The sequence below is a fragment of the Oceanobacillus senegalensis genome (genome assembly GCF_900176885.1).
GTDB classification, from domain to species: Bacteria; Bacillota; Bacilli; order Bacillales; family Amphibacillaceae; genus Oceanobacillus; species Oceanobacillus senegalensis.
The window spans coordinates 3,365,965-3,379,389 of sequence record NZ_LT839648.1; the positions used below are offsets into that span (position 1 = coordinate 3,365,965).

10 protein-coding genes and 1 pseudogene are annotated in these 13,425 nt (G+C 35.3%); 5 read left to right on the top strand and 6 right to left on the bottom strand.

What is annotated here, in order from left to right:
- Nucleotides 1-82: 82 nt before the first annotated feature.
- Together CAO17_RS16225 and mgsA are read right to left on the bottom strand one after the other, a co-directional pair.
- Complete coding sequence (locus tag CAO17_RS16225; protein ID WP_085993645.1) at nt 83-1,558, bottom strand: MFS transporter; 1,476 nt, start codon at nt 1,556-1,558, stop codon at nt 83-85.
- Between the two features lie 506 nt (nt 1,559-2,064).
- Nucleotides 2,065-2,472 (bottom strand): annotated as a pseudogene (gene mgsA / locus CAO17_RS16230) (methylglyoxal synthase).
- A 250-nt stretch (nt 2,473-2,722) separates the two neighbouring features.
- On the opposite strand from mgsA, the gene CAO17_RS16235 reads away from it, so the two are divergent.
- Nucleotides 2,723-3,934, top strand: a complete 1,212-nt coding sequence (locus CAO17_RS16235; protein ID WP_085993646.1) for an ROK family transcriptional regulator — start codon at nt 2,723-2,725, stop codon at nt 3,932-3,934.
- Between the two features lie 395 nt (nt 3,935-4,329).
- Here the strand turns inward: CAO17_RS16235 and gndA are convergent, their stop codons facing one another.
- Together gndA and uxaC are read right to left on the bottom strand one after the other, a co-directional pair.
- Nucleotides 4,330-5,739: an NADP-dependent phosphogluconate dehydrogenase gene (gndA, locus tag CAO17_RS16240; RefSeq protein WP_085993647.1), complete on the bottom strand. Its 1,410-nt coding sequence runs from the start codon at nt 5,737-5,739 to the stop codon at nt 4,330-4,332.
- 67 nt (nt 5,740-5,806) lie between these two features.
- Entirely contained in the window at nt 5,807-7,213 is a 1,407-nt protein-coding gene (gene uxaC / locus CAO17_RS16245) for a glucuronate isomerase (protein WP_085993648.1), read from the bottom strand.
- 304 nt (nt 7,214-7,517) lie between these two features.
- Between uxaC and CAO17_RS16250 the strand changes: the two genes are divergently transcribed.
- The 4 genes from CAO17_RS16250 (at nt 7,518) to CAO17_RS16265 (ending at nt 11,958) form a co-directional block, all read left to right on the top strand.
- Nucleotides 7,518-8,699 (top strand): ROK family transcriptional regulator, encoded by a 1,182-nt coding sequence (locus tag CAO17_RS16250; RefSeq protein ID WP_179151976.1) that lies wholly within the window; start codon nt 7,518-7,520, stop codon nt 8,697-8,699.
- A gap of 487 nt (nt 8,700-9,186) precedes the next feature.
- Nucleotides 9,187-10,185, top strand: a complete 999-nt coding sequence (locus CAO17_RS16255; protein WP_085993650.1) for a TRAP transporter substrate-binding protein — start codon at nt 9,187-9,189, stop codon at nt 10,183-10,185.
- On the top strand, nt 10,178-10,663 hold the full coding sequence (locus CAO17_RS16260) for a TRAP transporter small permease (protein ID WP_085993651.1): 486 nt from the start codon (nt 10,178-10,180) through the stop codon (nt 10,661-10,663). Before CAO17_RS16255 ends, CAO17_RS16260 begins: the two co-directional genes overlap by 8 nt.
- The gene (locus tag CAO17_RS16265) at nt 10,663-11,958 is read left to right on the top strand and encodes a TRAP transporter large permease (RefSeq protein WP_085993652.1); all 1,296 of its coding nucleotides are present in this window, start codon (nt 10,663-10,665) and stop codon (nt 11,956-11,958) included. The genes CAO17_RS16260 and CAO17_RS16265 overlap by 1 nt, the downstream gene beginning before the upstream one ends.
- A gap of 262 nt (nt 11,959-12,220) precedes the next feature.
- Here CAO17_RS16265 and CAO17_RS21950 read toward each other — a convergent pair whose 3' ends face one another.
- Both CAO17_RS21950 and CAO17_RS16270 read right to left on the bottom strand, forming a co-directional pair.
- Nucleotides 12,221-12,352, bottom strand: a complete 132-nt coding sequence (locus tag CAO17_RS21950) for a hypothetical protein (RefSeq protein ID WP_281252942.1) — start codon at nt 12,350-12,352, stop codon at nt 12,221-12,223.
- A 178-nt stretch (nt 12,353-12,530) separates the two neighbouring features.
- Nucleotides 12,531-13,425, bottom strand: an 895-nt coding sequence (locus CAO17_RS16270; protein WP_179151856.1) for an FAD-dependent oxidoreductase, incomplete at its 5' end; no start/stop codon positions are given.

Genomic DNA, 13,425 nt, shown 5'->3' on the forward strand with positions numbered 1-13,425 from the left:
CAAGTTCCATATGTTAATCTCAGAAATCTATATTCACAAGAAATGACAGGATACCTCATATCAAAGATATCCTAGCATTTCATCAAATTACTTTTGTTTCCCTTTCTTCAGCCTTTTGCTTTATCTCTGCAATCGCCTCTTGAATTCCTTCCATTTTCTTTTTATCCAATTTATAGAATTTCATAGCAATTAATGTCACAATCCAACCAAGTATTGGTACACCAAACGCTAGGAATAAAGTCATTCCATATAAAGATGGTGTCAATGTTTCGCCTATCTCCGGAAATTCTGAACGGTAACCAATTAGAGCTACAGAAAACCCAATAAGTGCTGGCGCTGCAGATGAAATTAACTTATCAACAAACGAGAAGAGAGTTCCCATCATCCCAGGTACGTAACGTCCGGTTTTATAAGTTTCATAGTCTGATACATCAGCGATCATTGGTATAACAATTGCACCTGAATTTGTACCAAAACCCCTACCTATCGCATATAATATGATAAATATTAGTGTCGTCAATCCAAAATTTGAAAGAGATATTGTTGTTGGATCAATCATGAGTAACAATACCATTAACAAACTAAATGAAATGATTCCAATCCACGTCGACATGATTAAGGATTTTTTCAAATCCGTTTTTCTTGCATACCAAACCGCTATAATCGTCGTTAAAATACCTGGTACAAGAATAATTGCTGATATCTGCCCACTTAGTTCGTAGTCCCCCAGTAAGATACCAAATAACATTACCGCCACCACAGCATGATTCATTACACTAAAGCTTAGTTTGTCACTAGAGGCTGCGAGAACAAGCATTTGCAATGGTCTGTTTTCTTTTATTACTGGCCAAAAATCACGAAACCTTATTTTTTCCGTCATTTCTGCCAGTCCAAAGAACTCTTTACGATCCTTCGCCCAGATACCTAGAACGGCTAGGAAGGTAAATATACCTGAAAGGATAATCCCATAACCATTTAACTCTATAAATAATGACATCGTAAAGCCACCGTGTTTATTAACGAGATAAGATGCTACAAAAATTTGACCGCCTGTAAAAATTAATGCATTATAAACACCATCGAAAACAGCGAAAAGCGGTCGTTGCTTTGGATGATTTGTCAAAACAGTTTGTGCACCTTTTGTACATGCTGTTTGGAATGAATACCCGATAACATATAATGCATATGACGCAATAAAGAAAATTAATTGTAGTGATTCCGGTAAATTATGAGTAATACTGTACATTAATATAATAGAACTAGCTAAGATAACATTGCCTAAAATCATCATGGGTCGGAATTTTCCGAACCTAGACTCAGTTTTATCAATAACAAATCCGATGATTGGATCTGTTATACCGTCAAAAGCACGCATTGCTGTTAGAACCGTACTTACTACAACTACTGCCAGCCCCGCTATCCCTGTAGCATAATAAGATACAAACCCTAAAATAAACATATACATATTCGTAGCAGTGTTGTTTAACGCAAAAAATCCAATCTGCCATAATTTTGCACTGTGATACTGCTGCACACCTTCTCCCACATTGTTTGCCATAACTTTCTTCCCCCTTTTATTCATTCTTAATAAAAGACTTTCAAAACTTCTTTTCTACCAATATTGTGTACTATTAAGGCATCACTCCTTATTTAGAGTCGCAATGAGTACCTGTATCATTCAATCTACATAGTTTATTTGTAAAACAAACTATGTACAGGCCTTACTACGAAATAATATATAAAATACTTATAATACGGATTATTGGGAAAATTTAAATGAAAAAATATTCCCAATACCTAGCTTGCACCCTTTCTCTCAGGTTAATTTGTTTCGCAAACCAACTAACCTTGCCTAAAGGTTATATGAAAACGCTTTACTAGTCAATAGATTTCTTCAGGAAAATACTGGACATTCCTATATTTCTATCTTTATTAATAGGTCAAAAATAACAGGATTTTCTTCTTAAGTTGATAGAAGATTTTTTCAAACCCTTTTGCAAAGTAGCGACACTTATAATAAAGAAAAAAAGAGACAGCATTTTTCTATCTCTAGTCATCCACGTATTACCTACTATTGTCATCGTTATTAATAATTTCACGCCAACCTAAGTCCCCACGTTCTAATGCATGTAAAAACAATTCTGCTATTCCCATATTGGTTGAAAGTGGAATCGAGTAAACATCACATAATCTCATTAAAGCGGAAATATCAGGTTCATGAGGCTATGCTGTTAAAGGATCACAGAAGAAAATATCCATTTCATTTTCTGCTACAAGTGCACCGATTTGCTGATCTCCGCCTAATGGACCAGACTAAAAGCGATGAACAAATAAACCTGTATTCTCTGAAATTCGTAACCCTGTCGTACCCGTTGCAAAGATTTCATGCTTCTCTAAACTAAATTTATAAGGCTGTGTAAATCGTACCATGTCGTCTTTCTTTTTATCATGAGCAATTAAAGCAATTTTCATAGTATCTACCACCTATAGTTGTTAAAATGTAAATTAATTGTTAAAATAATTATAGTATACTAATAATACTCGCTTATTCTTTCCCCCTATTCTTAGCATAGTTTAAAAATATTTTTTCACAAATTAATGTAAACCCTTCCATTTTGGAAATTTACTGTTATCATTATATATAGTAATGCCTTAATAACTTTGTTTACTATACAAATAAAATATACTACGTAATCTATAAAATACAAAAGGGGGAATTTTCATGGTAACGGGGGACGGAGCGTACATAAAGAAACTAAATAGAAGTTTAATATTACAGGAAATCATAAAAAATAAAATGATTTCAAGGGCAGAATTATCGAAAAAAACCGGATTAAACAAAGCAACCATTTCTGTACAGGTAGCCGATTTACTTGATGAAAAGTTAATTTATGAAACGAGACAGGAACATAATTCTATCGGGAGAAGACCGATTATGCTCTCTATAAGTGGGGATGCTGGTTATGTTCTTGGAATTGATTTAGACACACCTAATATACAATTTGCTGTATCTAACTTAAATGGTAAATCTGTTGAACAGACTACCGTGGGATTAGATACAAAAGATTATCATACAATCATTCCATTATTAATTAAATACATCAAAGAATTTAAGGAAAAATACTCTAATTGTTCTTACGGTTTAATTAGCACCAATATTGCTATCCATGGAACCGTTAATAAGGAAGAGAAGATTATCTTTGTACCTAAATTAAAATGGAGCAACAAAGATATAAAGGCCGATTTATCCAAAGAATTAGATATAGAAATATCTATAGAAAATAATGCTAATCTATCTGCCTATGCTGAAAAAGTTTACAATCATCAGAGTGATAATTTACTGACACTTATTCTTACTTCAGGAATTGGTGCTGGAATCATGATAGATAGTCAACTCCATAAAGGTTACCACGGATTGGCTGGAGAAATGGGACATATGATTATAGCTCCAGAAGGAAAGCCATGTGCATGTGGAAACCATGGTTGCTGGGAACGATATGCATCAGAACCAACCCTTATAGAGGAATTATCTGATTTGCTTCAAAAGCCAAACGTGGCATATGAAGAAATTAAAAACCGTATTGCCAATCAAGATCCAACCACATATGAATATTTGAAACAATTTATTCGTTATCTGTCCATTGGAATAAATAATATTATTAATCTATATAATCCCGAAACAATTGTACTAAATAGTGAAATACTAAAAGTTTATCCAAACGTAATTGATGAAATCAAAAGTAATCTTAAATCATCTGTTAGTGAATATCGGGAAATCGTTATTTCTGAATTAGGTAATAAATCCGGATTAATGGGAGCCTGCGCTCTTGCTATCAGCCGCTTTTTAGACGTTTCAGACCTCATATTGCCAGTACCAGAGGAACAAACAGATAAAAACGATACCCGAACAAAAAAACCGGAAACTATTTGTTAATAGGTATAGCTCATTCATTAGTCGAATGAATAGCACCCCTATCATCAACTGAAGGATTTGGGTGCTTTTTTTATGTTTTTTATAATGGGAATAATACTGTACACCTAATTTGTTCGGATATTGGTGTATTTAGCTCGTTCCAGAAATATCCTATGCTTGAAACTTAAGGATTGTATTTCTTAGCTCGCTATGGACACTTATGGTTGTCTCCTCATCTTCATTATACCCACAACGGGCGTTGGGATAGCCCTTATCTTGAACTTTTCCATCAAACGTCTAATCCCTGATTAGATTTATTTTAATGCTCTCGCACATTTTATATATTTTGGGCAACAGAATGAACAAAGGAAAAACGCCTAAAGGAAAAACCTCTAGACGTTTTTTTATCTTGGATATTAGAACCATTCAGCGTGGAAAATACCTTCTTTATCTTTACGTTCAAATGTATGCGCACCAAAATAATCACGTTGTGCTTGAATTAAGTTGGCAGGTAAATCCTCAGAACGATAGCTATCATAATAGGCAATTGCACTTGAGAAGGTTGGTACTGGAATACCGTGTTTTGTAGCAACGGAAACAACCTCACGTAATGCAGATTGATAGTTCTCTACAATCTCTTTGAAATACGGGTCTAACATTAAGTTCGCAAGTTTTGGCTCATTATCAAATGCTTCTTTAATTTTTTGTAAGAAGTGAGCACGGATAATACATCCACCGCGCCAAATCATAGCGATGTCACCGTATTTAAGGTCCCATCCATATTCTTCTGATGCTGCACGCATTTGTGCAAAACCTTGTGCATAGGATGTAATCTTGCTCATATATAAAGCTTTACGAATGGCTTCAATAAGTTCTTTACGATCTCCCTCATATTTAACGGCTTCTGGTCCGCTTAATTCTTTGCTTGCTTTAATTCGTTCGTCTTTCAAGCTAGAGATAAAGCGTGCAAATACAGATTCCGTAATTAATGGAAGTGGTACACCTAAATCTAATGCATTTTTACTTGTCCATTTACCAGTACCTTTTTGGCCAGCTTTATCTAAGATAACCTCAACAAGCGGTTTACCTGTATCATCATCTTTTTTCGTGAAAATATCTGCAGTGATTTCAATAAGGTAACTATCTAGCTCACCTTTATTCCATTCCTTAAATACTTCATGTAGTTCGTCCGCTTCCATACCGAGTACATTTTTAAGAATATTATATGCTTCAGCAATTAGTTGCATATCTCCGTATTCAATACCATTGTGAACCATTTTTACGAAGTGACCTGCACCATTTGGTCCAATGTAAGTAACACATGGGTCCCCATCTACTTTAGCTGAAATAGCTTCAAAAATTGGAGCAACTAAGTCATATGCTTCTTTTTGACCACCAGGCATTAGAGACGGACCATTAAGTGCTCCTTCTTCCCCTCCAGAAACGCCTGTACCAATAAAGTGAATTCCGGATTCATCTAGTTTTTGATTGCGACGCATCGTATCTTCATATAAGGTGTTTCCACCATCAATTAAGATATCGCCTTTTTCAAGATATGGCATGAGAGAATCAATAGTAGCATCTGTTGCTGGCCCAGCTTTAACCATCATCATAATTTTACGTGGTTTTTCTAAAGAGTTAACAAACTCTTCAATTGTTTCCGCACCAACAAAGTTTTTGCCTTTTGCTTCATTTTCAAGAAATTCCTGTGTTTTTGCATACGTACGATTAAATACCGCTACAGAGTTTCCTCTGCTCTCAATATTTAATGCTAAGTTTTTTCCCATTACCGCTAAACCGATAACACCTATTTGTTGTTTTGCCATAGTCATTTCCTTTCCAACATTATTTATATCTCATAATAATTGTTAATTGGAATACATTCAAGATTTTTTATTTTTCACCGATAGAGAAATAGCGTTTTGCATTATCATAACAGATATTTCTCACATATGTTTCCAATAACTTCATATCCTTCGGTGCTTTACCTTCTTCTACCCATGTTCCTAATAAGTTACACAATATTCTCCTAAAATATTCATGTCTTGGGAATGAGAGGAAGCTCCTAGAATCAGTTAACATTCCAATAAAGTTACTAATCAAGCCGATATTAGCCAGTGTTCTCATTTGGTCTTCCATTCCATCAATGGTGTCATTAAACCACCAAGCCGTACCAAATTGAACTTTACCTGGCACCTCGGCATTTTGGAAGTTGCCAGCCATTGCAGCAAGAACATTGTTATCTCGAGAATTTAAGCTATATAAAACCGTTCTAGGAAGTTTATTATTTATATCCATCGCATTTAAGAGATTGGATAATTTATCTGCTAGTAAACGATCACCAATAGAGTCAAACCCACTATCAGGTCCTAACAACTTAAACATTCTTGTACTGTTATTTCGTAATGGATTGATATGCAATTGCATAACCCATCCTTTATCAGCATACATTTCTCCTAATGAAACTAAGGTATATGTCTTAAACTGCTCTACTTCTTTTTCTGATAACGTTTCTCCTTTAAGTCGCTTCGCAAATATATCCGATACTTCCGATTTTGTTGCATCTTCAAAGAAGATAACATTGATACCATGGTCAGAGCTTCGACAGCCACGCTCATTAAAGAAATTCACCCTATTAGACAGGGCATCTAGAAAGGCATCATAATTTTCAATAGAAGAACCTACAGCCTTTTCAAGCTTTTCTACCCAGGATACGAAACCATCCTTTTCAATCCCTAATCCACTATCCGGTCGGAATGACGGTGAAACCGTAAAGGACATATCCTCTTTTGCTAGGTCTTCATGAGCTCTTAAATCATCTGTTGGGTCATCTGTCGTACCAACAAATTCGACATTTTTACCTTTTAATAAGTTTCTAACGGACATTTCTGGTGAGGCTAGTTTCTCATTAGCTTCTTCCCAAATTCTAGGTGCTGTCTCTTCGTCAAGTAGCTCGTCTATGTCAAAATAACGTAGTAATTCTAAATGTGTCCAATGGTAAAGAGGATTTCCAATGGTATTTGGAATAGTCTTAGCCCAGGCGAGGAACTTTTCGTAATCGCTTTTATTTCCTGTAATGTATTCTTCGCTAACCCCATTAGCTCTCATCCCACGCCATTTATAGTGGTCTCCACCTAACCAAACCTCTGCTAAATTACCAAAGTTTTTATCTTCTAAGATCTCATACTGATTGAGATGATTATGGTAATCAATAATTGGCAAATTTTTTGCTGTGTTATGATATAGCTCTTTTGCTGTTTCGTTGTAAAGCAAAAAGTCATCGGTTATGAACGTTTTCATGTTATCCACCTTTCCATTCTTACTCCGCGTCATCCTTTATTATCGTACGCTTTCCACCTTTTGATTCATCTGCCTTCTAATTACTATGTCTAATTTTCCATAAATGGAGGAAAACTATAAGATAATATCCCATAAAATAAACATTTGTTTACTAAACAAACAATATTACATATACTATAATAAATGCTAATGTTCCTTAATTCAAGCAAAAACAGTGCTTAATTATTTTCTAAACAGACTTCCTTCCCTATTCTTTCTTTAAATGAATGGGAATGGAGGTTTTGTGATTTTGGGAGGAAACGACTTGAAAACCGGAGATGCAAGCTATATCAAACAGCTAAATCGCAAAATTTTAATAAAGGAAATTATAAAAAACGTATCATTATCTAGAAGTGACCTAGCACGAATTACCGGCTTGAATAAAGCAACGGTATCTGCGCAAGTTCATGATTTTTTAAAAGAACAAATTGTTGTGGAGGAATATGATAGCGAATCCGTCAATCGAGGTAGAAGACCTATCAAATTAGAGATAAATGGACAGGCTGGCTACAGTATTGGGATAGATATCAACACAACTGCTATTTTTGTATTGTTTATGAATCTTAAGGGAGAAACCATCGATACCAAAAAGATACATCTTAAACATGATGACCTTAATCAAGTAATTACTCAACTCATACAAGAGTTAACGCCAATGGTAAAATCATTTAACCAACAATTTCATCCACTTGGTCTTATCGGAATGAGTGTCGGAATTCATGGCATTGTAAATAACAAAGAGGAGATTATCTTTACCCCTAATCAAAAATGGTCCAATATAACAATTAAAGAAGAACTGGAAAATGCATTTAATACCTCTGTTTATGTTGATAATAACGCCAATTTAAGTGTATTTGCTGAACAGGTCTTTGATGAGCATATATCAGACCTTTTCTGTATAACTCTCTATGCAGGAATTGGATTGGGTATTATAAATGAAAATAGAATTTATCGTGGATATCAAGGGTTTGCTGGAGAAATCGGCCATATGGTTGTAGAAACCCATGGTAAACAATGTCCATGCGGGAATAAAGGTTGCTGGGAATTGTATGCTTCTGAAAGGGCCTTAATGGATGCATTACAAAATAATAATCCCCCTATTTCCCTTCAAGATGCGATAAATAAACATAGCACGGATCATTTAGATGTCATGGATAATTACTTTGAATACTTGGCTGCAGGACTCAATAATGTTATCAATATCTTTAATCCTGAAAAGGTAATACTAAATGGTTCCATAATAAATGGAAATTCCCCATTCATTATGGACATTACGAAAAGACTAAAATCTAAAATGAATAATTATAGAGAAATTAGAGCCTCCAAGCTTGGAGAATATTCCTGTGTCCTTGGCGGGGCAGCATTAGTCATAAAGAACTTCTTTGATATAGATACAATTGATTTTACTGCACACGACAACTTAATTGCTTTTAAACATGACATATGACCTATAAACACAAGCTCATTTTCATCGAATGATACACAAGCCCTTACTTAATGGTCCTCCGTTAAGTTCCTTTAGTCGATGTAGATTACGAGGCCTGAAATCTATCTGGAAATGAAAACTGGACGTAACCTTTTTATACCTCTTTTAATAGATACCCTTTTAATTGGGTGTCTATTTTTTTAAAATTTTTCCCGGTTATTGTTGATATTTATTCAGTATTCAAGTATTATTATTGTTAGTTTGTTTACCAAACAAACTAAATGAAAGCCCATACAGACTTCTATACTGCATTCTCTGCATTAGACTAATGCTATTTAAATCATTTTAATTTGGAATACGTAATATACTTTAGATTACATTTCAATTATTTGTATCGAAATTCTTATAGTAGACAAACTATAAGAAAAATCAATATGCTCATTACGCACCTTTTAATACAATTATATAACTCCTTTTACTGTAGGAGAATAATTCGGGGAGGACCATTATGAGAAAATCTTTAATAACATTATTTATATTGTTCTTACTTGTCGGATGCCAGAATGCTTCCGGACAAACGAATGATGTAATTGAACTTAAACTCGCACATAACCAAACACTGGATCACCCTGTCCATCTATCCTTAACGGAGTTCGGAAGGTTAGTAGAAGAAAAATCAAATGGGAAAATGAAAGTAACTCTCTTTCCTAATGGTCAATTAGGAAGCGAGCGTGAAGTTATCGAATTAACGCAAACTGGTGCTGTTGATTTCTCAAAAGTAAGCGCTAGCGCATTGGAGGGCTTTTCCAAGGATTATTCTATTTTTAGTCTTCCCTACGTTTTCGAGGATTACGACACATTTCAGAAAGTAATGAACAACCCTAAGGTAACAGAAACACTTTATCAGCAAACAAGAAATAATGGGTTCATTGGGCTAACCTATTATAATGCGGGTGAGCGAAATCTCTATACAAAAGATAGAGAAGTAAGAAATGTTTCAGACATGGAGGGACTAAAGGTACGAGTTCAGCCAAGTCAGACAAGTGTACAAATGATTGAATCCTTTGGTGGTGTACCTACAGCTATGGCTTACGGTGAAGTATATACTGCCTTACAATCCGGAGTAATCGATGCTGCTGAGAATAATGAAACTGCATTAGTTGGAAATAACCACGGGGAAGTCGCCAAATATTATATGTATACAGGCCACCAAATTGTTCCTGATATGTTAATTATGAATGCAAAGAAATTTGATCAGTTAACGGACGAACAAAAATCAATCATAAAGGAAGCAGCCAAGGAATCTACTTCCTATCACGAAGTTGTTTGGGAAAAAAGTATAAAGGAACAGACAGAAATAGCAAAAAAAGAGATGGGTGTAGAGTTTGTAGAAGTCGACAAAACCTCATTTATTCAGGCTGTAGAGCCACAGCATGAACAATTCTCATCCCATGAGGAGACAGCAGATATTTATCAACTAATCCAGGAGGCGATACAAAATGAATAAAGTAAAAGAAGTAGTAGACAAGATTCTACTTAGCCTCTCATCCATATTAATTATTGCAATGGTTGTCCTATCTATATGGCAAGTTTTAGCTAGATATGTATTAAATATATCTTCACCAGGAACAGAGGAATTAACAAGATATATGCTTATCTGGTTTGGGCTAACATCTGCCGCTTATGTATTCGGTGCCAAAAAGCATATTGCCATTTTATTTTTTAGAGAAAAGTTTAATCCGAAAATCCAACGGGTCATTGAAAGAACCGTGGACATTTTAGTTATCTTAACTGCGGTGATTCTTATGGGTTATGGAGGGATAAAAGTAGTTATGCTTACCACTACTCAATCAGCTGCAGCAACGGGTATTTCAATGGCTCTCGTATACTTGTCCTTACCAGTAAGTGGGCTGTTTACTATCTTTTATACCATTCATAGCATGATTTCAAATGAGACAAGAGAAAACGAGGAGGTGGGAGTATAATGACAGCTATAGCAGGAACTATTTTATTTGTTAGCTTTATTCTATTACTTTTAATTGGTGCTCCCATTGCGATTGCCATTATATTAAGTTCCGTATTTACCTTTTTAACCGTACTACCATTTGATGTAGCAATTATGACATCAGCACAGCGCATGATCACTGGAATTGATAATTTTACGATGTTAGCTATTCCCTTATTTGTACTAGCTGGTATCATTATGAATAATGGAGGGATTGCCTTCCGACTAGTTAATTTCGCAAAAGTTTTAGTTGGGAAATTACCAGGTTCACTCGCACATACTAACGCAGTTGGTAATATGCTATTTGGTAGTATTGCAGGTTCTAGTGTAGCATCGGCTGCTGCAATGGGACGTATTATGGGACCAATGCAAGAGAAGCAGGGATACGACAAAACCTATTCAGCTGCTGTTAATATTGCCTCCGCTCCAACTGGATTAATTATCCCACCGAGCTCTGTGCTAATTGTTTATTCCTTAGTTAGTGGTGGTACATCTGTTGCAGCATTATTCATGGCTGGTTACGTCCCTGGTATCTTATGGGGCCTCGCGGTAATGGCTGTTGCCTATTTTATGGCTAAAAAAAGGAGCTATCCTGTTTCTACCTTACCAGGGGTTAAGGATATCTTTTATATTGTTATTAGTGCCATACCAAGTTTGTTATTAATTGTCATTGTGATTGGTGGAATTGTTGCAGGAATTTTTACAGCAACAGAAGGTGCAGCAGTTGCTGTTCTGTACTCAACCATTTTAGCAGTCATTTACAAAGGATTAAAATGGAAGGATATCCCTGTTATATTAAAAGAGACAATTGAAATTACAGGTATGATTCTTTTCTTGATAACATCATCTGCATTATTTTCACTTGTTATGTCTTATTTAGGTTTACCAACAGCAATTAGTAATGCCCTTTTATCAATTACAGATAATCAAATTGGTATATTGTTAATCATGATATTAATTCTATTACTTGTTGGAACATTCATGGACATTACACCAGCAGTATTAATTTTTACACCAATCTTTTTACCTGTTGCACAAACATTTGGAATGGATCCTGTACACTTTGGAATGGTTCTATGTTTCGCGCTTTGTATCGGGAATATGACACCTCCTGTTGGTAGTGCATTATTCGTTGGGACATCTATAGCAGGTGTTAGAATTGAACAAGTAATTGGTACTTTAATACCATACTTTGCAGCGGTCATTGTGGTATTATTGCTAGTCACATTTATTCCACAATTATCACTGTTCTTACCAGACTTCTTTAATTTATAAGCTGTAAAAAAACCACCTTGTTATTTGGGTGGTTTTTTTGTTCTAATCTATTTTGTGCTTTAATCCAATTCAGGTAAATAGATGTGTATGAGGGTGGATTCAACTACCCGATATTATAAACAGCAGAAATGCAACCGGTCTGCAATAATACTAATAGGAATAATCTCCATGCATGTTGAACGGCTTATTTTAAGCTAGGGCTCATACCCATAATAATTACCTCCACTTTTTCTCCCTCTTCTTGTAAATACCTTTTTACAGATCAATCAGGAGGAACATCCAAAGGCTCACCAGGCTTTCCATATAGATAGTGGTTTGATATATCCTTGAGAAAAGAGTCCTCTATCTCCTCTGTTTTCGTTATTTTCATTTCTTCTAATCCAGGTAATTTCATGTTAAAATACATATACACGCAACTCCTATCCACTTGTTTCTCGTCAATTCAAGTTTAAAGGATATAGGAGCTTGCGTGTTTTTTTATGCTTAAATTTTATTAAAACCCCAACATATATTTTAGAGCCATAATAAAGAAGATAACCCAGATGACTCTTGGGTTATCTTCTTAATTTAAATTACATTATATGAATTGGAGAACCTAACGCTACTTCTGCTGCCTCCATTGTAATTTCACCTAATGTTGGATGAGCATGAATAGTAAGTGCTAAGTCTTCTGCAGTCATACCAGCTTCAACAGCTAGTCCAATTTCAGAAATCATATCACTAGCGTTTGGTCCAGCGATTTGACCTCCTAGAATTAATCCATCCTCTTTACGAGTAATAAGTTTTAAGAAACCGTCTGTATTATTTAAGGATAATGCACGGCCATTTGCCGCGAATGGGAACTTACCAACCTTCACGTCATAGCCTTCTTCTTTTGCTTGTGCTTCAGTAAGACCAACCATAGCCAATTCTGGCTCAACGAAAGCAACAGCAGGAATACCAATATAATCAACTTCAGATTTTTCACCGCTAATTGCTTCTGCAGCAATCTTACCTTCATAAGAAGCTTTATGCGCTAATGGAGCACCTGGTACAATATCACCAATAGCATAGATGTTCTTCACAGTTGTACGGGATTGTTTATCAACTTTAATAAGACCTTTTTCATCTAATTCGATACCCACTTGTTCCAAACCAATTTCACTTGTGTTTGGACGACGGCCTACAGTTACTAAGACATAATCCGCCTCAATTATTTCTTCTTTCCCTTTTACTTCATATGAAACTTTTACACCATCTTTTGTTTCTTCCACGCCTTTAGCCATTGCTTCTGTAATCACTGTAGCGCCTTTTTTCTTCAGACCTTTTTTAACTAATTGAGTCATCGATTTTTCAAATCCGCCTAAAATATCTTTTGCACCTTCTAGGAATGTAACCTCTGTACCAAAGTTAGCATAAGCAGTCCCTAGTTCTGTTCCAACATATCCAGCACCAATTACAACTAGTTTTTTAGGAATTTCTTTCAAA

What these genes read in the sequence shown, in the direction of transcription:
- CAO17_RS16225 (WP_085993645.1), bottom strand. Translation starts at nt 1,558, where the DNA reads ATGGCAAACAATGTGGGAGAAGGTGTGCAGCAGTATCACAGTGCAAAA.
- CAO17_RS16235 (WP_085993646.1), top strand. Translation starts at nt 2,723, where the DNA reads ATGGTAACGGGGGACGGAGCGTACATAAAGAAACTAAATAGAAGTTTA.
- gndA (WP_085993647.1), bottom strand. Translation starts at nt 5,739, where the DNA reads ATGGCAAAACAACAAATAGGTGTTATCGGTTTAGCGGTAATGGGAAAA.
- uxaC (WP_085993648.1), bottom strand. Translation starts at nt 7,213, where the DNA reads ATGAAAACGTTCATAACCGATGACTTTTTGCTTTACAACGAAACAGCA.
- CAO17_RS16255 (WP_085993650.1), top strand. Translation starts at nt 9,187, where the DNA reads ATGAGAAAATCTTTAATAACATTATTTATATTGTTCTTACTTGTCGGA.
- CAO17_RS16260 (WP_085993651.1), top strand. Translation starts at nt 10,178, where the DNA reads ATGAATAAAGTAAAAGAAGTAGTAGACAAGATTCTACTTAGCCTCTCA.
- CAO17_RS16265 (WP_085993652.1), top strand. Translation starts at nt 10,663, where the DNA reads ATGACAGCTATAGCAGGAACTATTTTATTTGTTAGCTTTATTCTATTA.
- CAO17_RS21950 (WP_281252942.1), bottom strand. Translation starts at nt 12,352, where the DNA reads ATGAAATTACCTGGATTAGAAGAAATGAAAATAACGAAAACAGAGGAG.